Consider the following 18,319-nt stretch of genomic DNA (forward strand, 5'->3'; position numbering starts at 1 on the left):
AAATCACCTAACCTTCTGCTGCAGTCACGGTAACTTTTGTAGTTCCAACGATTTTACTATCTGATTTAGATGTAGCCGTAATTGTTGATGTACCTGCTGTCTTACCAGTCACAGTTCCACCAGATACGGTTGCTACTGCAGTATTACTTGAGCTCCAATTAACACCACTTTCAGTGGCATTTGAAGGCTCTACTGTTGCAGTCAGTTTAGATGTGGCACCAACAACAATTGATGCTGTGGCAGGGTCTAATGTGACTTTAGTTACACCAATGACTGGAGCTATAACTGTAACCTCTGGAAAATCAAACTTGTCAGTCTTCTTACCATTATCATCAACCAACTCACCCTTAAACGTTCCTGCAGGATAAGTGGCGGGATCCAAATTAACATGAACTGGACTTTCGCCAGTTCCAACTACCTCTGAACCCTTATATACATTTAATGTAGTCATGTAATTCCTCCTTAAATAATTGCTGTGAAATCGGCTCCGCCATCACTAGGTTCTACCTTGATTTGTGAGGGAACCTCTATGCTTTTGGGGCTTTATCTGATGTTACGAATGCAATCCCACGGGTCTTAGTCTTAAGAAGTAACACATCATCATATGATTGTTCATAGTACAAATAGTTACCGCTGTTTTGAGCTGATGGTGCATCGAATCCTACAAATGAATACTTCTCAGGAGCAATTTGCACACCATTGTAAATAAGCATCATGTCGATTTGTTTGGCAGCATCCTCAAGCTTTGATCCAACTTCAAAATCAAATGATGTTTGCATTAGATCAGATGGGACAACCACAATTTTGACATCATCCAAGCTATATACATTACGGTGAATATTAGCTACATCAGTAATAACTAATTGGCGATTAATGGCATCAGCACGTTTCAACATTGAATTAATCTTAGGTGTTACATACAAAAATCTGTTATCTGATGGAATACGTTGCTCATCAAAATTAACCATCATTTGATCAAATAATTCTAAGATGTTCTTTTCGTCAATAGTGTCTGTATAGATATCACCATCAGCGGCATTTGTCTTCTCAATAAACAATTTACTGAACATGTAACGATCCTTTTCAGGCATCTTTTGTTGCAAATTAAATTGACGTGTAACATTTGCCATTGAGATAACCATATTTGATTCGTCAACATCTGATGGGTCAACTAAAGTATCCCAATATCGTTCATTTGTCAGTTCATATGAATCCCAATCATTACTGTAATTAGCTGCAATCGATGTGATTGTTCGACGTGTACGGTTCTTACGTCCTTCTTCAATACTTAAACGTGGAACTTTGATATGTTTAGCTCCATCGAATTTGATAATACTATTTGATGGTGAATTCCAAAGATTTTGTGAATATAAGTGACCGTCATAAAAAGCTTCTTGGACGGCTTGTTGATATGCATCAGCATAATTAACTGTTGGCATTTAATTTTCCTTCTTTCTATTGTTTGAACGCATTGACTAAATCTTGGACTGAATTCTTATCAACGGGACCTTGTCCGCCAGCAGGCTTGTATCCTTGTTTGTTTCCTTCATCGAATAAATAACTATCAGTCTTCTTGAGTGAATCAAGTTGATCATTAACGCCCTCGAGTTCACCCTTATCATTAAGCTTGATAGTGTCCATATTCAAAAGTCCACGGACTGCCTTAGTATTACGAACATTGGCTGAATTTAAGGCGTTGTCTAACGCTCCGTTCAGCTTTGTTTCGGATAATTGGGCGTTAAGGTTATCTGTATCGTCCTTGTACTTGTCTTGCCAGGTCTTTAACTGGCCTGATAAGTCCTCATTATCTTTAACTTGCTTGGATAGCGACTTAATATCTTTATCACGTTCAGACATTTGAGTCTTCAATGATTCATTCTCTTGCTTAATAGAATCAACATCCCCAAATGACTTCTTAGTATTTTCAATATCAGTACCGTTAGCAGACATGATTTGGTCAATAACTTTATCGTCCAGATTCAATCCTTTTAAAAATTCTCGTTTCATAATTAAAAATCCTCTCTCGTTAGATTTACGTGGAACGGCCACATTTGAGGTATAAAAAATAAGCACTTTTACGACTTACTCAGGTCAAAATAGTACAAAAATAGCACTCAATTAAATTTTTGCTTCCATTCATCAAAGCTCATATTTTTAATAATCTTGCCTTTACCTGTTTTGGGATCACGCATCCAACGTTCTTTAACTTCAGGTAATCCTTCAATATAAGGAACTGTAGTACACCGGCAATTAGGATGAATTAATGGATAGTTAATGCCTTCCTTTTTCTCCGGCATTTTAAATATTTCACCATCTAAATGAGCACACACTTCACAAGTATGAGATTCAAGTGTTGCCATATATTCATACTCTTCAACCCCTGATTCCTCATAACCTTTTGCCGTTGCTTCCTCACTGATATGTCCCAATTCAGAAAATACTAATCGATGAATATCTTTCTTACTAACATCTTGAAATCGAGCATGTAACATATTAGATATTTTAGAAGGTGCATAGCCTAACAAGGTTCCCCTCAACATTGTATCCATAAGTTTATCAGGTAATACTTCATGATAGTTTTTCCAAATACGTTTTGAGAAATTCTTTCCTGACCAGGGTTGCCCTGCAATTAGTTTTAACTGATCATCATTAAAATGAGCAAAATTAGAAGAATATCTTGATTGAGCTGACTGCGATTTATAAACCGTCCGCATATATGAATCTTTATATTGAGCTGCTAATGCATCCCCCATATGAGATTCTTCACCCTCAGCAAAATAACCTGCTCTATCTTTAATCTGTTTCTCAAGATTCTGCAACCTAGCAATACGACTTTTAAAATATTCATTATCAAGTTCCTTTTCGTGACCACCTTCGATGGCCTTCTGTTTGAACTGATTCAACGTCATATTCCAATTAGAATTCCCGATATTATTTAATATTTTACGAGCTTCTTCTTCAGGAATATCGTTATTTTTTGAATATCTTCGGTAGTATTGATTAGCTTCGAGGTCAATTTGATTAAGTAACCCCTTGAGTTGAGGTTGTAATGCACGTTCATACGCTTCCGTTGATTTGAGCTGACTGGCCTTAGTTTGGAGGAATCGTTTCTCCCAGTATGTAAGATTACTCATCTTCATTACCATCTAAATCATCAAGTGATTTCTCATTGCTGTATCCATCACCCTTAATAATATTATCCTGTCGGTCTTGCAATTCTTGCTGCCAATCAGTTACAAGCGGATTACCTTTAGCAATTGCTTCATCAGATGTGACACTGGCCACCTGTGATACAACTTGAGCTTGTTCAACATCATTTTGAATAGCTGTACGAGTCCATGTCTGAGTGATTTTACGTCCATCAGCATCAGGAACATTCAACCAATTCATAATTGCTCTTACTAGTTGATTAACACTGCCTCTAAAATATGATTCAGTAACTGATGCTTTCAATTCCAAGTGACTATATAACATCTTAATTGCAACACCAGTAGCATTATTAGTTTCAAAGTCCGATGGATCTATCCCTTGTCCGTGAACAAAGATATCCGACTTGGTAATATCCAATAACGAATTCCTAGCTTCAACAGGAATATCAATCGTTAATGTATCGACACCTGATTTATCACCAGTTCCCATTGAATCAACTTTGATAGCTTTATCCTTAACCAATGTTTCCTTGAACTTATCTAATGACTCACCACCATAATTAGTCAATACAAGGATAACTTGCTGCACATCATCAACATCATTCACGAATCCGTTATATACATTGTCATAAACATCAATCAGTCCCTTATATTTCAACAAGTCAGGACGTTCATATTTATTCTTAGGAAACGGAATGAATGGAATACGTCCAAAATTATGATGCAATACATTGCCGGTTCCAATCTCCATGCCTGTAGCAACGTCATACGTAGTAAATCTATCAGTCAGTTCAGACAAATCAGAATAGCCAGGGTTCATTGATTTAAATACTGTGCAATCCTCGTCAGTCCAATATTCATGAACCTTATAATACTTACCATCATCAGGATTAAGCTGTGAGTACGTTCTTCTAACGGCTAACAGCTTCTTATCCAGGTCATTAGAATAGATAGGTGTTACTTGATCAGGAGGCACAATCCCATATCTAAATTGTCCACTGTCATCGATCCAATAATGAACCCACGATACTCCTGCATTAGCAGCATCAACTACTAACTGATTCATTCTTAAATTGAAGTTATCGCCTAAAGTATTCTTAATCTTGTCATTGAGTGAATCATCCTCCACATCAATTGAAGGTGGAATGGTTGCTAAATATCCTGCCTCCTGATCGACAAGTAACTGATGATAGTTCGAACTAACACGATTATCAGCACTACGTAATGGATCATCTTTCCCATGTTCATTAACCTTCGACTCGCCATCATTTCTAATAGTAATGTCATTCTTATTGAAATAATATTTCAACGACTTATCAAATCTAACGTTGAATTCCATTCTTCGGGCATCAGTATTTTGTAGCAACCTCTTCATTGCTTCTATTTCCAAGGTTTGAAACCTCCCTTCCTAATTGTTGATTCAAGTGAATATCTTGTGGCATCCATAGCATGATCATTACCATCAGGATAACCAGCTTTGAAATTTCTATTTGAATCTTTTTCTAATTCATAAGTACTAAATTCCCTTGCAGTGTTAGGACACTTTTTAGGATCAATAACAATCTCACGCAAATCTTGCAGCCATTTGTAACCCTGGTCTCGACTACCTGGTCCCTTTATTGCACCATAAACGTTCAATCCCATATCTCTGTATTCAGCAATCGTACCTGGGGATGCAGAATCACCAATCACCTGCTTATTTTCTGGATCAAGTTTCTTAATCAAATCAACAGCATTTCTATTCTTCAACCCAACCTGATAAATTTCATTAAAAATATATAGTCGGTGTCTTGCGACATCAAAAAAGGTCTCGACATATGCTAATGGATCATGAGCAAAACCAAAATCGAGACCTCTTTTTATGTTATCGAATAGTTGATATTCTTCTTTGGTAATTTTTCTTAATGTAATGTTGTTAAAAACTTCTGCACCAGTACCAGTTATTTCACCTAAGTATTCGTGATTAAACGCCTTAGGATTATCCTTCTTCAATTGCTCGGCATCAGCCAAGAATTCTTTTCCTAGCCATTCTTTAGGAACCGACAAGTAATCAGATGAGTGAACTAAAGTATCATCACGAGTACCTTCTTTAGCCGTTGTCTGATTAACCCAACTATTAAGGCTGGCAGGAGGATTGTAAGAATAAAAAGTAATGATATTACTACCACCACGATTTAGAGATTGATTCATTGAACGTATCTCAGCCCAATTGTTGAACTCATCAGTTTCTTCATAATGTTTAAACTTGGTAAATCCGTGACGAAACTTCTGAGACTTAATCTTTCTTGGCTTGTCTGCCCCCTTAAAGCGAATCTGTTGACCTGTAGGTTTGTATGTCAGTGTCATAGGGCTAACTGACTCTTTCCAGTAATCTTGCACACCTAATGCATCAATCGCCCAAAGATATTGATCATATACTGAATCACGCAAAGTATTTGCAACCTTTCTGAGTACAACTGCGTTAGCTTCTGGATCTCGCATGATTCCAAGCACAACTTCAATTGATACGAAACTAGATTTAGTTGAACCACGTCCACCTTTAAGCCAATAATTTGAATGTCTACGATTCTTGATATCTACATGAAGTTGTCTGAACGATGGTGCAATTTTACTTTTAAGTCTTACCTTTTGCACCATCTTCATCATCTCCTTCAATATCATCTATGATCTGAATCATATTATTGTCATCCTTATCTTTAAATGTATCGGCCAATTTGGTTAAACTATCCAATGCTTTCTGCTTGTCATAAAGTTTGACCACTAATCCATCTTTTCCCCGATGCATCTCTTGGACCAGCGACCAATCTATTTCCTCACTAGGTTTCAAATAAATATCAGCAACATGTTTCTCAACCGGATTATCTTCTGTATCAAGAAAAGCATTGCCATCATTATCCATAACAATTTCCTTATGGACCTTGTAGTCTAATACATCGCCTAAACTGGCAAAGGCTTGCTTGGCATATTCCTTAACGATGTCATCGATACTAATATAAATATCCGAATGTAATTGCTTCTTTAGTTTTGCTAATTGGTCTTTTACACCAACATTTCCCATCAATCTTGGTCCAGCCCTTAAAGCATTGTCATAATTAACGCCATATGCTTTTTGGTATGCCCAAGTTGCATTGAATCGCTGCAAATAAAAAAGGCAGAACAGCTTTTGCTTATCATTAAGCTCACTGTTTGCCTCTAATTCATCTACTATTTTGGGTGCAACCTTTTTAGTTTGTGGGTGCAACTTTTTAGTTGCGGGCGCATCCCTTTTCCATTTTTCTCGACTTCGCCACGACTTCAATGTATTGATCGGTATATCGTACTTTGCAGATATATCTTTGTACTTCATGCCGTTAGAATAATCTTGTGCAGCTTTTTCCTTTTTATCCATTACATGGCACCTACCTCCTTTTGAGATATTAATTACTTATTTTTTATTGTTTTAGTTTTAGACTTCGCTTTATTTCTCTTTAGTTCACGGTCAACATCGCCAATCATTTTAGCTTCAAGTGGTGTCATCAACCCGCAAGATGTCTTAATCATCTTCATGATTACACATCTTTGTAGGCTTTTTCTTGCCTTGCTTCATTAATTTAATTGCTTTGTCAAATTTCATATTTTCCTCCAAAATAAAAAGACCACTATTTGTGATCTTCAATTGCTTTATTAATTCTCTTAGTTGCTATGTCGAAATAGTCTTGCTCTAATTCATAACCAATGAAATCACGGTTAAGATTGACTGCCGCTACTCCAGTAGAACCAGAACCCATAAATGGATCAAAAATGATATCAGAATCATTGCTAACTAGTTTTATCAATCGTTGCATTAAAGAAATGGGCTTTTGAGTTGGATGAAATTGTTTTTTTCTATTCCTAATAGATACTTCTGAGATAATATCCTGTTCATTTTTTCCATTTACTACGCCTCTCAAAACGTTCAGTCCAGCGTTTGCTACTTTGACTTTTCCTGACAATACAATTCCATCTACGCTGCCGCGATAATATTCCAATTGTCCTTCACTTAAATAATCCTGAATCATTTTTAATTCTTTAGGATTATTTATCGCGCTTGAGATACGTGATATATCATCATTTATTTTTTTCAAATCATATTTATTTTTTTTAATATATGGAACCTTAACTTTATTAACCTTTCCGTTCTTAGATAAAATAGAAATCATTTCATGAACACGGCCTATTGGAAGCATTGGTGATGATGTTCTTCTTTTATTCCAAATCACTTCTTCCTTAAAATTCCAACCTTTTTTGTTTAATAGATAGTTCCAGCGATGAAATGATTCACCGCGACCGAAAAAAAGTATAAATCCGTCATCTTTCATAATACGGTTCCATTCTCTAAATACGGTTGTTTCATCAAAATGTTTATCCAACCTATGGTTTAAATATTCATATGGTGGATCTGTAACAACTGCATCAACTGACTTATCAGGTATATCTTTCATCAATTCCAGGCAATCACCTTGTTTTAAATCAATCATTTAATTAGTCCTTTCAATTTAAAATAAAAAGACCAGCCATAATTGACTGATCTCAAATTAATAGTGTGAGTGGGATTCGAACCCACGGTTTATCCCTCTACTTAAAGAGCGCTTCAATTAAGAAGCTACCACACTACCATTAACCTTAGCGGTTACACGTCTGCTCCCCTCATCATCACAATGTCCACTCACGTACGAATAGTGAGCTAAGTTTCACGGCTAATATATAAGTATTCATCAGGCAATTGTCTATGTTAATACTATATGATTATGCTCATTATCCAATGGACTGTTTTCATAATCATTTTGGAAAGTCCCACGAGCCGTTATCTCGCTTCCATCTAACTGGTCTTGGATTAACATAATTGTTCTCAATATTAATGGTGTATATATTTTAGAAGCAATTCTGATTTTCTTAAATCACCCTGTTTTGAAACAAAATTTTGCTTTTTACCCAAATCAGCTACAATTTTCGTATTTGGTAATTTCTTATATTCCGAAATATAAATTTCATTTGTTGGTAATTCATTCATCCATTTATCAAAATCACTATTGTTGAATTCACCATAAACTTTGTTGGTATTAACATATGGAGGATCACAATAGACAACATCATCTTTTTTTATATCTAAATTTATGTAATCTCCATTAATGAATTCCAATTGTTGTAACCGTTCTAACTGCTGTAATTGTTTTAAACTTTCTAACTGCTGTAATTGTTTTAAACTTTGTAACCGCTGTAATTGTTGTAACCGTTCTAATTGTTCTAACTGCTGTAATTGTTTTAAACTTTGTAACCGCTGTAATTGTTGTAACCGTTCTAATTGTTGTAATTGATCTGTATGACCAGACAGGCCCATATTCTTAATGCGCCATTTATGATAGAAAGCATGTTTTGCCTGAATTGTTTCTAATTTACTTGCCTTTAAAAATAGATCATCATAAATAGTACCTGTATCTCCAAAAAATAGACCTCTGGTCAAAACTAGTTTTTCGTCTTCTATACTTTTCCCCCACAAATAACTTTTCATGCTATTTGAAAATGACCATACTAATAAAATAAGAGTTCTTTTGACTGAATCAGGTTTATTATCCTTCCAGTCAAAAAACTCTTTTCTTGTAATATAAACATATTTTTCTAAATCTATATGAGGACTGTCATATATCAAAGCTTTTAATAAGCTCACAACGGATTTACGTTTCTCGTTATAAATAACCTTATCCCACTTACCGCTGTTACTAGCTGTCAGTGAAATTGATCCACCGCCGCCAAATACATCAACAAATCTTTCACCATCGGGTAAAAGATCAATTATTTGCTGTGCCTTTTGCCCCTTATTTCCAACGTAAGGCAACCCACGCATCCATTTATCAGCATTTTTCATTTTCTATTTTCCTCTATTTATGCAAAATAAAAAGACCAGCCATAATTGACTGATCTCAAATTAATAGTTTGATTAGGGTTTGAACCTATATCGTGCCCTTATAAGGATCCCGCTCTAACCAATTGAGCTATCAAACTATATAGCCAATCTAACAAGTGGTTGGCCAGCATCACCTGTTGCGTGCTTGCCAGATTGGTATGCTACATATGTAACTAATTTAATTAACCTTAGCGGTAACACGTCTGTCCCCTCATCATCACAATGTCAAACAACGTTCTAATAGTTGTTGTAAGTTTCACGGTTAATCTTATTGCCATACAGCTCTTCGGTACGCGGACGTTTATGGCATAAGCGGATATCTGGAATCGAACCAGAATATTAAGTAAGCGATATTTTAATGAATTAAAATTAGGAGTTTTATAAAAGCAATGTCTACATTTTGGTATTAAATTAACTTGTAGTAACGGGGGATTCCACCTAACATATATCCAATATTATCCGCATGTTGTGACCAGCTTTATCATCACTGATCACTATTAAGGGTTAAACATTTTACGTCTGTTGAGACGGTTGTTAATTAGCACAAAGAAAATTGTTATTTAAAAAGTGTTTGGTTTTGATAGGTGTCCTTCCTAAAATGCTCCTTTTAAAGTGGTGGAGTAACCACAGTCGCTATCTCTTTGTTTTTCAACAATACCAATATACAACGGAAAGTGACCGCTTGTGTGTCGCTCTTTAATCGCCATTACGTCGCTAAGACACCGGCATTACGTCGCTTTTTTGGTTTTCTGGAATATAAACATGCAAATCGTAGCAATCTGTAAATGAATCAGCAAAATATAATAATGCTAAATTTTTCAATTCGTTATATCTTGTCGGACCATAACCAATTAACTCTTGAACATCAACATTTACCATGCTATGAATGTAATGATTTTTGAGTATCATCTTATACTCATGTGGACAATTATTAATTAGCTTCATGGTTATCTCAATATATTGTTTTGCACCCAATTTACCAACAATTTTATCTTCCTGCGTATTACGTGTACTGCCACTAGTTCCAACACTATCAAATGAAGGGGACTGTACAAACGTCAGACTAATATGTGATTGAGCAATTAATCTAGGAAACTCATGTTCAAAGTAATTTTTAACATTTTCAATTGTTTTCTTTTCATCTATATCTGGTAATAGTCCCACGATATACAGCCCCCATAAGTGATATAATTGATTTGTCGGTATCAATTAATTAGCTGCTCACTTTGTGAGTGGCTTTTTTATTTAATCTATTTGAACCCGTGCTTATTCCTTCTAGCATTCAGCCTCTGCCACTCATCGTCCTCTCTATATAATTTTTTACCGATCCTGTTATTTTGACGTTGAATAATGTTGATGTAGTTAAGCTCTTTGTGCATGGCCTTCGCTATTTCGGTAAATTTATACTTATTTTCACGCATTTGATAGACCGCCAAATTATCATCCGTCATAATTAATATCTCCTAAAATGGTGTAATGATTTTCCAAATGATGTCATTCTTTTCGCCAGAAGTTAGATGTCGTTTTGCTTCTTTAAATTCAGGCTTCCACTCATATATTTTGGCTTGGTTAGTATTGATATATGAAATTGTTGCTTCAATATCCTTGTTGTGTTCTTCAAAAATTAATTCAATGAAATTTGAATATATTTCTTTATAATTCATATTAACCTCCTAAATCCGAATGATTATCTCTGCTGGTAGCATATATTTCAGCCGTTTTCTTAACATTAAAAGTTTGGCCATAAAAATATAACTGTTATTTACGAACATTAGAACGGAAGGTCATCGTCACTGATATCAATAGGTTTTCCTTTGTCAGCGAATGGATCGGTATTATTGTTTTTCTGCATATTATCTGCACGTTGATTGCTGTAGCTACTGGTACTACTGGATTTACTTGCTTGATTATCTGCATGCCCATTAGATTGACCATTTGAATCGTTATCCCATTCAAGCTTTGAGAAGTTTTCTACAATGACATCTGTTCTGTAAACTCGTTGTCCTTGCTGATTGTCATATGAACTTGTTTGAATACGTCCATCAATGCCAACGAGTGAACCTTTATGAACTAAATTAGCGAAGTTCTCAGCAGCTTTTCGCCAAATAGTACAATTGATAAAGTCGGCTTCACGTTCGCCTTGTGAGTTAGTAAATGTGCGATTAACAGCAACTGTAAAACTAGCAACTGCTGCACCATTAGCTGTATATCGAAGCTCCGGATCACGTGTCAGACGTCCTACTAGAACTACTCTATTTATCATTTATGCTTCCACCTTTTCTTTAGCTTTCAAAAACTTATTAACGAAGTAGTTTTGACCTTTGCCGGTCACTCTAGTAGTCAATTTAATTTTGGGCTTTCCATTGTTATTCGAAATTGTCCATTCACTGACTTCAAATAGTTCTAAATCCATAGCCTTTTGAGTAGGTGCATAACCATTACTCTGCTTGAGCAAATAACCTTTATCCCGCAGCCAATTGAATAAACGATTTTGACCAATATTGATACCATTTTGACGTAGGAATTTTGCTAAATCTCTAACTAAAATTGTGTCATCACTAGCTGCTACCGTGTCGGCGAATAACGCTTTAGGTTTAAGCTGGTCGTTCTCAATTCTTAATTGATTATTTTCGTTTTGTAAGATTTCATAACCTCGTTTAACTACTTCTTGAGGATCATTCCATTTTTCTTCAAGCTTTAAGAAATACTTACGGTATCTTTTACCATTGTCATTTCTGACCATCATTGCTAATTGTTTGGCCATATCTATAGTGATCGTGTAATCATCTATTTCTTTAGTTCCACCGTATTGATTTAGCTGTGTACTTGATGTACAGGGCACATAATCAATACCTTCTTCAAACATTTCAAAATTATTTAATACCCAGCGGCTAAAACGTTGAGCAATTTCTAAACCGTTATACAAATCTCTAGCGCTCAAAACTTGCTGATTGTTTTTAATGTCTACTTTTATTAATTGATCCATTTATTTACCCTCCACGAATTTAAATGCCTTCACAAAACATCTGCGCAAAATTGCGCACATCTTTTTCTAAATCATCAATTGCTCGTAATACGTCTCTGTGGTTTTTATCAAATGTTTCAGCAACTTGTAAGCTGCTAGTCACTGCTTGTTGATCTTTCATAATTACTAAGTTATTCATTTTTCCACTCCTCGATCAAAATTTCAGTACGTGGGTTCTCATCATAGTCTTTACTGACGATATAGTCCGTAACTTGTCCATCATCGAACCATGCAGCTTTTAAGCCATCTTGAATTGCTTTGATGTAATTATCCAAGTCTGGTTTAACTGCTGCTCTAACCTCATGTGAGACTCTTCTAGCGTATTCTTTTTTGGATAGTCCTTTTTGAATCGATCTATAAAAATGGAACTTTGCTACCAACGGAACGCCCCTTTCAAAGAGTTGCTTATTTCCATATTTAAGTTTGTAGCAAAGTTCTACCTTCGCTTTAAATGCTTTATATTTTGGCGGTGTGTATGTTCCCCATCTTGTAACGCGAGGCCTTGCGGCGGGAACTGGTTCGCCATCGATCACAATTTTCAATTGATTACTCACTTTCTAATCCTCTCTTACTTTCATATCCAAATAGTTCATTTGGCGTGATATCCAAGACTTTACATATCGCCTGCATATCTTTAAATTTCATTGATTTAATATTTTTATTTTTGTGTGAAAATGCATAAATGATTTGAACGCTTATTCCTGTTTCACTAGCTAAATCTTTTAGCTTCATTCCTCTAGCTTTGACATATTTCTTTAAGTTCAAACTAATTATTTTCAGCCACCAACTTTCTAAGTTCGGTATCGTAGCATTTTCGTAAGCTGTACGCATTAAGAAGTGAATTCTCTAAATTCAGCATTAGAATTGGACTTTGAAATAGATCCGAATGATTTTTTCTCAAATGATCCATGTGTTCAAATTGATGTTGTAAATTGTCAATTACTCTTTCTAGATACACGCTTTCTCTAGATATTTCGTCTATGATCGTCTGTCTATCATCTGAAACAGGTGTCTGTGGACGCCTATATAACAATGTTTTTGTCTTACTTTGTAGCATTTTTTCATCCCTTAAATTTTACTTTGATTTCAATCAATTATCTAACACGTACGTCTTCAATATGTGGATTATGCTTAATAATCTGGCTGTTGAAATATTTGTTAACTCGATCCGCACGCTTTTCAATTTCTCTTAAATCATCAAGAATCGAATCGTCTAAGTCGAAATCTTTGACATCATGTTCGGTTATCAATACCTCGTTTAGTGTCTTAGACGCTTTATAAGATACGTCAGCCATCACATCACTACCAACTACTAAAGTTCTGTTTAAATGTTCTACACTGTCACGATCAAATTCCGTTCCTGCAAGTAATAACACTTTCTGTTCTGGTTCTAACATGATTGTTTCCTCCTAATTGTTTCTCATATCGTTGCCACTAAACTTGATCGTGTTAGCGGCTTTTTTTGTCATTAAACGACTAATAATCTTGGGATCGTATAATTGTTGCAGCCCACGTCCAGTGTTGTTCGTGGTTATGATATTTGTTTTGTTTTTCCGATAATCAGCAAACCTAAAAAGTATTCGTTGAGCATAGTTAGTTGCTTCGTTCGTTTCGGATCTTAGCGATGATTCACTGCCCAAGTCGTCAATAACAAGCACGTCACAGTTCTTAACACACTCTTCCACCTTGTAGTTATCACGTTTTAAAAACTCGTCCTTAAATGCCATTTGAGAATTATTGACGAACATTGTAAAACTCAAGAAATAACATGATAGTGAGGTATCTTGACTGTTCAAACCATTCAAAATGCTAACAGCTAACATAGATTTACCAAGTCCTGGCTCACCAGTGAAAAGAAAGTTGCCCGTTTCACCGACATAGATCCTATTAGCAATATTCTTAGCCTGTTTAAGCTCACTCGCTTGGTTAGGTGTATCAGTCTTAAAATCTGCAAAATTGTATTGTAAGTCGTTGAAATCACTCACTAGCGAGCTTCTAAATATTCCCTCACGTTTAACTTGGATATTTTTTTTAGTGAATTCGATAGATCGTTGCTGTTCTCGTTTATCACGCTCAGAAATAACTTTTTTGAAGTCAATTCCTGAATAGTCAACACCGTGTTTTAAGGCTATTTCACGGGAAACTTTATCCAATCCAAACATTGATTCCATAGCTACCCCCTAGTACGGCAAGTCATAGAGTGGTTTTCTGCCACCCTTGTTGCCATTAAAATTATTTGGTACGTCTGCTTTATCTATCAACTTGCCAAACTGCTTTCTAAGTTTTGAAGCAGATAAGATATTGTTCTGCCAGAAACTGTCTTGTTGACACCATTCAATAATTCGCTTGATATCGTCGTAAGAACGTGCATCACGTTCGTGCATTAGTCTGATGTCATTAGCCCATTTCTGCGTATCAGGTGGGTTCTTAGAATCAGTCGGATAGATGCTAGAGTTACGTTCACGGATCTTAGTTAGCAAGTAATTGGCTAGTTTCAAGTTAAGGTCGTCCGGTTCGTAAACACGCTTTGCGGGTTTCGAGTCGTGACTATCTTTATTACTTTTATTTACTTTACTTTCATTTACTTTACTTTGTGTACTAAACGGCACATTAACTGGGGTTTCTGGTGCATTAACCGAGGTTTTATCGTCATTAACCTCGGTTTCTGTTACATTAACTAAATCAAGATCATAAGCTTTTTTAATTCCAGGTTTTTTAGTTCGTTTTGCCATTTCTTTATATCTGTTTTGAATACCATTCGATGTTAGAATTTTAAATTTATCTAGCATGTTTTTATCAAAGAAATTCACCTTCACAGCCTTCTTGACAATCTCCTGCACAGCCGCTTCACTAACCCCAACCAGTCGATCAGAAACTAGGAAACAGACGTCTTCGTCCCACTGCATGTAATACCCGTGATCGCCATAGATGTTACAGAGCAGGTAAAGAAGCACAGTAGACCCTTGAATGCCTGAAGCGTGCATAATCTTACGAACCTTTATATTGTCAAAAAAATCCTTATCTAGTGGGAAGTAATCAAAGCCTTGCTTAATTGGTCTTGCCATTTCTACCTCCCCCTTCTACTAAGCTCTTTGTTTTCCCTCAGATTTACCAAACATACGTTTTATATATTTTTTCTTAACGGCATCAAGATATTCCATAGCGCGTTCTCCACACTGAATACTTATACCTTTCAAACTCGTAACGTTTTCATCTGGAAAACTTGCATTTAAATATTTAAGAAGTGAATTCATTAACTGTTTTCTATCGACATTGGTTTCATCAGAAATACTTGTTACGGCATCTTCTAACTTATTTAATTCATTTGAACTAATTGTTTTAAACTTATTAATATTTTGTGGAGCTTTCTTGGTACCTTTTTGCTTGCCATTCTTCACATCTGAAGCATTATTACCATCATCATCACTATCACTTGCTATTCCTAAGGCGGCCGCTAAGGCGTACCTTTTAGCATATGTAGTTGATGAACCATAAGCTTGTGCATCTTTTTTAGATCCTGCCGGCACGTTAAAAGGTCCATACATCACATATTGACCACTTACATGTGATATTAAAGTGGTAACTGAAACAATATTTGAATCAGTATTACTTGTTACATCTTGGGAGTAAACTATTCCATTATCTTCAGCAATTTCTCTAATTGAATTATCGGCCGCATCCAACATTCCTTCTAAAGTTACATAACTATTTCCCATAAATTTGTTAGTTGCATCCTTATTCGGCTGACTAAGTGATTTCCTAAATTGAATCATCCCTTTAGTCCACTGATCAATTTTGTCTGACATCATCATGATTAATCACCAACTTTCTTTGGATTACTAAGGACTGAATATTTTGCATTTTTTGAATCAATGAATTGATATATTTCTTTTAAAACGCTTTTTGGTGCAATAACTTCAAAAGACATAGCATATTGTTCTGGCTTATCATCGTTAATTACTTCATCATCAATAACTTCACCAGTTTCTTGATCAATAATCTTATTACCAATTTTTGATTGATTAACCTTACTAATAGCATTGATATATTCTTGATGATTCTTTTTATCTTGTTCAGCCTTTTGCTTATCGTCAGCAGCTTTATCAATTTCAGCAAGCAATTGGTTGATATCAGTATCATCATTTATTTGAGCAATCCAACCAGCGGAATCAACATTTTTATACTCGCAATGTTCTTCAACCACTCTTTTATTTTTTTCAAACATATCTTGCTTATTTTTTAATGCCGTGAAACCGTCTTTTAAAATCTTGGTTAATTTGATTTGGGTCATAGACTTATTCGTCCATTCACGTTCGATCTTGATATCTTTAGGATCAACGCCATATTCAGGAGCCATCCTATTAATTAATTCTCTAACCTTTAGAGTGCGCTCGTCACGTTGCTTAGTTTGAATCGTCTTAATAGAGGCCTCAATTGGCTCAATGGTACTTTTAAGAGTCGCTTGTAATTCGTCAACATCTCTTTTAAAGTCGTTGTAAGGCTCGTCATAGTCACGCTTAACTGCTATGCGTTTGTCATTAATAGTTTTGATTAGCTTGTTTAATTCAGCACGTGCAGACTTTGCACCCTTTAAGCTTTCATCGGTTGCGACCAAGCCATCGTACTTTTTGGCATAGCCGTTAATTTTTGCCTTTAATTCGTCAAAATTGTTTATAGAAATTTGTGACGGTTGAAATGTGACTGTGAAATCGTTTTGAGTTAATTCAACTTCGTTAGTCATATTAGTATTCCTCCGATAGGTCTTCTTTATTTAGTTCATCTTCATTGTTTTCAAGGTACGAATATTTATTAATTTCACCATCTTCATCAGATAGCCAATTATCATAATTAAAATTACCCATTTCAAAAACCTCTTAACGTGATATAATTTAGGCATAAATTTTTTGTAAATATCTCGACTTGCTATTTGATGGATAGCAGGTCTTTTTTTATGACTTCAGGCGTGTATTGGGTATAGGTACCAATGCTGCCGAAGTCATTTTTATTAAGTAGATTGTTAAATAAGTGCTTAACAAACTCGTTCAATACTTTCATCCCCTTTGTAAATAAATGTGTACTCGTAGCTAAGAACATTTCTATATGCGTCTTTTTTCATTCGAACTTTAACAATTACATGATTTGCTTCACCTAGCGGTCTAAGGACCTCATCACTAAGTGGTTCCTCATAAATCTTTCTCATTTTAAATGTTCCTCGGCTGACCAATTCAGCGAATTGTCTAGAAATATCTTCTAATTTCCGTTGATCATTACCAACTTTTTCAGCCTTAACGAGCATTGAATCAATGTAATCTGCTGTTATTTGCATCTATACTTCCTCCGATTTCATAAACTCTCTTTTGTGCGTTAAAACAAATTCTTTAAATTCGGGTGCTTGAAATTTCCAAGGGCTACCAGAACCAGTAGAATATCTAACACATCCACCCTTATCCATATCTAGGACGTCACGGTATCTTTCTAGTTTCTTTACTAAAGTTGGGGCTGAACAACCAGCAATTTTACATGCCCAAGGAAGCAATTCGATACCCTCTTCAGCAGGCTTGCTGATCAAATCCTTCAGTTTATCTTTTCGTACCCAAGCCAGTACGTATCCATCTTTCTCTGGAATACCAAATGGTAAAGTCTCTGGTTCTTGCATTTATTTCACCCTCTTTCGCCTAATACAGCTTGTTTAAGTGATATGTGGTACCTATGTGACATTGCTGTTGCACAAGCACGCATAATTGAACTCGTTCTGAACATTTTGAATATTCCAAATTTGATAATATTTTCATCAGGATTACTCTTGCTAATTTCTTTAAGTGCATTTTCGATTGCACTATCACTATTCAAATCTTCAATCTGCGTACCTATCAGCAATGATGATGTTTCTTGGTTATACTCACTAGAAATATTTAACAAAACCGGTGGCAGATTGAATAGGTAGCAATTAACCGCCAATGAAAATCTTGTATCATCAATGGCATTAGATAGATTAACTAAATATTCATCTTTAATTGGAGTTCCTTTAAACCATTTACCAACAGTTGTTTTTGACGTTCCTGCTATTGCTGCCAAATCAGTATCATTGAAATTTTGACGATCTTGCATATCTAAAACTTCCTTAACAATGTTTATGTCGCCCATCAGTTATCACCTCCTTGATAACTCCGGTTTACAAAACTGACTTCATTTGTAAATCGCTGTTTGTGTACTCTTAGTGTGTAG

The 18,319-nt window shown here is 35.5% G+C and carries 24 protein-coding genes, 2 tRNA genes and 1 pseudogene; all 27 read right to left on the bottom strand.

Annotated elements, in window-relative coordinates; genetic code table 11:
• Nucleotides 1-7: 7 nt before the first annotated feature.
• The 27 genes and pseudogenes from IV57_RS01060 to IV57_RS01185 all read right to left on the bottom strand — a co-directional run bounded on the left by IV57_RS01060 (nt 8) and on the right by IV57_RS01185 (nt 18,238).
• Entirely contained in the window at nt 8-451 is a 444-nt protein-coding gene (locus IV57_RS01060) for an Ig-like domain-containing protein (RefSeq protein ID WP_057879634.1), read from the bottom strand.
• Nucleotides 452-527: 76 nt separating this feature from the next.
• Nucleotides 528-1,439 carry a hypothetical protein gene (locus IV57_RS01065; RefSeq protein ID WP_057879635.1) on the bottom strand — a complete coding sequence of 304 codons (912 nt, stop codon included), beginning with the start codon at nt 1,437-1,439 and terminating at the stop codon, nt 528-530.
• A gap of 16 nt (nt 1,440-1,455) precedes the next feature.
• Nucleotides 1,456-2,007, bottom strand: a complete 552-nt coding sequence (locus tag IV57_RS01070; protein ID WP_057879636.1) for a phage scaffolding protein — start codon at nt 2,005-2,007, stop codon at nt 1,456-1,458.
• Nucleotides 2,008-2,114: 107 nt separating this feature from the next.
• The gene (locus tag IV57_RS01075) at nt 2,115-3,134 is read right to left on the bottom strand and encodes a minor capsid protein (RefSeq protein ID WP_057879637.1); all 1,020 of its coding nucleotides are present in this window, start codon (nt 3,132-3,134) and stop codon (nt 2,115-2,117) included.
• Nucleotides 3,127-4,539 carry a phage portal protein gene (locus tag IV57_RS01080; RefSeq protein WP_057879638.1) on the bottom strand — a complete coding sequence of 471 codons (1,413 nt, stop codon included), beginning with the start codon at nt 4,537-4,539 and terminating at the stop codon, nt 3,127-3,129. Before IV57_RS01080 ends, IV57_RS01075 begins: the two co-directional genes overlap by 8 nt.
• The gene (locus IV57_RS01085; RefSeq protein WP_201782891.1) at nt 4,530-5,786 is read right to left on the bottom strand and encodes a PBSX family phage terminase large subunit; all 1,257 of its coding nucleotides are present in this window, start codon (nt 5,784-5,786) and stop codon (nt 4,530-4,532) included. The genes IV57_RS01080 and IV57_RS01085 overlap by 10 nt, the downstream gene beginning before the upstream one ends.
• The gene (locus tag IV57_RS01090; protein ID WP_057879640.1) at nt 5,764-6,537 is read right to left on the bottom strand and encodes a terminase small subunit; all 774 of its coding nucleotides are present in this window, start codon (nt 6,535-6,537) and stop codon (nt 5,764-5,766) included. Before IV57_RS01090 ends, IV57_RS01085 begins: the two co-directional genes overlap by 23 nt.
• Nucleotides 6,538-6,787: 250 nt before the next feature.
• Nucleotides 6,788-7,645, bottom strand: coding sequence for a DNA-methyltransferase (locus IV57_RS01095; RefSeq protein WP_057879641.1), 858 nt, complete (start codon nt 7,643-7,645; stop codon nt 6,788-6,790).
• A gap of 61 nt (nt 7,646-7,706) precedes the next feature.
• Nucleotides 7,707-7,780 (bottom strand) — tRNA-OTHER (locus tag IV57_RS13085).
• 242 nt (nt 7,781-8,022) lie between these two features.
• Nucleotides 8,023-9,030, bottom strand: a complete 1,008-nt coding sequence (locus tag IV57_RS01100; RefSeq protein WP_057879642.1) for a DNA adenine methylase — start codon at nt 9,028-9,030, stop codon at nt 8,023-8,025.
• A 64-nt stretch (nt 9,031-9,094) separates the two neighbouring features.
• Nucleotides 9,095-9,167 (bottom strand) — tRNA-Ile (locus IV57_RS01105).
• A gap of 616 nt (nt 9,168-9,783) precedes the next feature.
• Nucleotides 9,784-10,233 carry an ArpU family phage packaging/lysis transcriptional regulator gene (locus IV57_RS01110; protein WP_057879643.1) on the bottom strand — a complete coding sequence of 150 codons (450 nt, stop codon included), beginning with the start codon at nt 10,231-10,233 and terminating at the stop codon, nt 9,784-9,786.
• An 86-nt stretch (nt 10,234-10,319) separates the two neighbouring features.
• The gene (locus IV57_RS01115; protein ID WP_057879644.1) at nt 10,320-10,520 is read right to left on the bottom strand and encodes a hypothetical protein; all 201 of its coding nucleotides are present in this window, start codon (nt 10,518-10,520) and stop codon (nt 10,320-10,322) included.
• A 12-nt stretch (nt 10,521-10,532) separates the two neighbouring features.
• Entirely contained in the window at nt 10,533-10,733 is a 201-nt protein-coding gene (locus IV57_RS01120) for a hypothetical protein (protein WP_057879645.1), read from the bottom strand.
• Between the two features lie 107 nt (nt 10,734-10,840).
• Nucleotides 10,841-11,332, bottom strand: a complete 492-nt coding sequence (gene ssb, locus IV57_RS01125; protein WP_057879646.1) for a single-stranded DNA-binding protein — start codon at nt 11,330-11,332, stop codon at nt 10,841-10,843.
• Nucleotides 11,333-12,055 carry a phage antirepressor KilAC domain-containing protein gene (locus tag IV57_RS01130; RefSeq protein ID WP_057879647.1) on the bottom strand — a complete coding sequence of 241 codons (723 nt, stop codon included), beginning with the start codon at nt 12,053-12,055 and terminating at the stop codon, nt 11,333-11,335.
• Between the two features lie 28 nt (nt 12,056-12,083).
• Nucleotides 12,084-12,233, bottom strand: a pseudogene (locus IV57_RS12910) (Rha family transcriptional regulator); the annotation flags it as partial.
• On the bottom strand, nt 12,226-12,648 hold the full coding sequence (locus IV57_RS01135; protein ID WP_083488844.1) for a RusA family crossover junction endodeoxyribonuclease: 423 nt from the start codon (nt 12,646-12,648) through the stop codon (nt 12,226-12,228). The pseudogene IV57_RS12910 and the gene IV57_RS01135, both read right to left, overlap by 8 nt.
• Nucleotides 12,641-12,925: a helix-turn-helix domain-containing protein gene (locus IV57_RS01140; RefSeq protein ID WP_083488845.1), complete on the bottom strand. Its 285-nt coding sequence runs from the start codon at nt 12,923-12,925 to the stop codon at nt 12,641-12,643. Before IV57_RS01140 ends, IV57_RS01135 begins: the two co-directional genes overlap by 8 nt.
• A 263-nt stretch (nt 12,926-13,188) precedes the next feature.
• Entirely contained in the window at nt 13,189-13,491 is a 303-nt protein-coding gene (locus IV57_RS01150; protein WP_057879650.1) for a hypothetical protein, read from the bottom strand.
• A 12-nt stretch (nt 13,492-13,503) separates the two neighbouring features.
• Nucleotides 13,504-14,265, bottom strand: a complete 762-nt coding sequence (locus tag IV57_RS01155) for an AAA family ATPase (RefSeq protein WP_057879651.1) — start codon at nt 14,263-14,265, stop codon at nt 13,504-13,506.
• A gap of 9 nt (nt 14,266-14,274) precedes the next feature.
• The gene (locus IV57_RS01160; protein WP_057879652.1) at nt 14,275-15,159 is read right to left on the bottom strand and encodes a DUF4373 domain-containing protein; all 885 of its coding nucleotides are present in this window, start codon (nt 15,157-15,159) and stop codon (nt 14,275-14,277) included.
• A gap of 18 nt (nt 15,160-15,177) precedes the next feature.
• Nucleotides 15,178-15,906 carry an ERF family protein gene (locus IV57_RS01165; protein ID WP_057879653.1) on the bottom strand — a complete coding sequence of 243 codons (729 nt, stop codon included), beginning with the start codon at nt 15,904-15,906 and terminating at the stop codon, nt 15,178-15,180.
• A gap of 2 nt (nt 15,907-15,908) precedes the next feature.
• Complete coding sequence (locus IV57_RS01170) at nt 15,909-16,835, bottom strand: DUF1351 domain-containing protein (protein WP_057879654.1); 927 nt, start codon at nt 16,833-16,835, stop codon at nt 15,909-15,911.
• A gap of 288 nt (nt 16,836-17,123) precedes the next feature.
• Nucleotides 17,124-17,420, bottom strand: coding sequence for a hypothetical protein (locus IV57_RS01175; protein ID WP_057879655.1), 297 nt, complete (start codon nt 17,418-17,420; stop codon nt 17,124-17,126).
• The gene (locus IV57_RS01180; RefSeq protein WP_057879656.1) at nt 17,421-17,750 is read right to left on the bottom strand and encodes a DUF771 domain-containing protein; all 330 of its coding nucleotides are present in this window, start codon (nt 17,748-17,750) and stop codon (nt 17,421-17,423) included. It abuts the gene before it with no gap.
• 5 nt (nt 17,751-17,755) lie between these two features.
• Complete coding sequence (locus IV57_RS01185) at nt 17,756-18,238, bottom strand: hypothetical protein (protein ID WP_057879657.1); 483 nt, start codon at nt 18,236-18,238, stop codon at nt 17,756-17,758.
• Nucleotides 18,239-18,319: the final 81 nt, after the last annotated feature.

The organism is Companilactobacillus kimchiensis, assembly GCF_001438805.1.
Classification (GTDB): Bacteria; Bacillota; Bacilli; order Lactobacillales; family Lactobacillaceae; genus Companilactobacillus; species Companilactobacillus kimchiensis.

What these genes read in the sequence shown, in the direction of transcription:
- IV57_RS01060 (WP_057879634.1), bottom strand. Translation starts at nt 451, where the DNA reads ATGACTACATTAAATGTATATAAGGGTTCAGAGGTAGTTGGAACTGGC.
- IV57_RS01065 (WP_057879635.1), bottom strand. Translation starts at nt 1,439, where the DNA reads ATGCCAACAGTTAATTATGCTGATGCATATCAACAAGCCGTCCAAGAA.
- IV57_RS01070 (WP_057879636.1), bottom strand. Translation starts at nt 2,007, where the DNA reads ATGAAACGAGAATTTTTAAAAGGATTGAATCTGGACGATAAAGTTATT.
- IV57_RS01075 (WP_057879637.1), bottom strand. Translation starts at nt 3,134, where the DNA reads ATGAGTAATCTTACATACTGGGAGAAACGATTCCTCCAAACTAAGGCC.
- IV57_RS01085 (WP_201782891.1), bottom strand. Translation starts at nt 5,786, where the DNA reads ATGGTGCAAAAGGTAAGACTTAAAAGTAAAATTGCACCATCGTTCAGA.
- IV57_RS01090 (WP_057879640.1), bottom strand. Translation starts at nt 6,537, where the DNA reads ATGGATAAAAAGGAAAAAGCTGCACAAGATTATTCTAACGGCATGAAG.
- IV57_RS01095 (WP_057879641.1), bottom strand. Translation starts at nt 7,645, where the DNA reads ATGATTGATTTAAAACAAGGTGATTGCCTGGAATTGATGAAAGATATA.
- IV57_RS01100 (WP_057879642.1), bottom strand. Translation starts at nt 9,030, where the DNA reads ATGAAAAATGCTGATAAATGGATGCGTGGGTTGCCTTACGTTGGAAAT.
- IV57_RS01115 (WP_057879644.1), bottom strand. Translation starts at nt 10,520, where the DNA reads ATGACGGATGATAATTTGGCGGTCTATCAAATGCGTGAAAATAAGTAT.
- IV57_RS01120 (WP_057879645.1), bottom strand. Translation starts at nt 10,733, where the DNA reads ATGAATTATAAAGAAATATATTCAAATTTCATTGAATTAATTTTTGAA.
- ssb (WP_057879646.1), bottom strand. Translation starts at nt 11,332, where the DNA reads ATGATAAATAGAGTAGTTCTAGTAGGACGTCTGACACGTGATCCGGAG.
- IV57_RS01130 (WP_057879647.1), bottom strand. Translation starts at nt 12,055, where the DNA reads ATGGATCAATTAATAAAAGTAGACATTAAAAACAATCAGCAAGTTTTG.
- IV57_RS01140 (WP_083488845.1), bottom strand. Translation starts at nt 12,925, where the DNA reads ATGCGTACAGCTTACGAAAATGCTACGATACCGAACTTAGAAAGTTGG.
- IV57_RS01150 (WP_057879650.1), bottom strand. Translation starts at nt 13,491, where the DNA reads ATGTTAGAACCAGAACAGAAAGTGTTATTACTTGCAGGAACGGAATTT.
- IV57_RS01155 (WP_057879651.1), bottom strand. Translation starts at nt 14,265, where the DNA reads ATGGAATCAATGTTTGGATTGGATAAAGTTTCCCGTGAAATAGCCTTA.
- IV57_RS01160 (WP_057879652.1), bottom strand. Translation starts at nt 15,159, where the DNA reads ATGGCAAGACCAATTAAGCAAGGCTTTGATTACTTCCCACTAGATAAG.
- IV57_RS01165 (WP_057879653.1), bottom strand. Translation starts at nt 15,906, where the DNA reads ATGATGATGTCAGACAAAATTGATCAGTGGACTAAAGGGATGATTCAA.
- IV57_RS01170 (WP_057879654.1), bottom strand. Translation starts at nt 16,835, where the DNA reads ATGACTAACGAAGTTGAATTAACTCAAAACGATTTCACAGTCACATTT.
- IV57_RS01175 (WP_057879655.1), bottom strand. Translation starts at nt 17,420, where the DNA reads ATGCAAATAACAGCAGATTACATTGATTCAATGCTCGTTAAGGCTGAA.
- IV57_RS01180 (WP_057879656.1), bottom strand. Translation starts at nt 17,750, where the DNA reads ATGCAAGAACCAGAGACTTTACCATTTGGTATTCCAGAGAAAGATGGA.
- IV57_RS01185 (WP_057879657.1), bottom strand. Translation starts at nt 18,238, where the DNA reads ATGGGCGACATAAACATTGTTAAGGAAGTTTTAGATATGCAAGATCGT.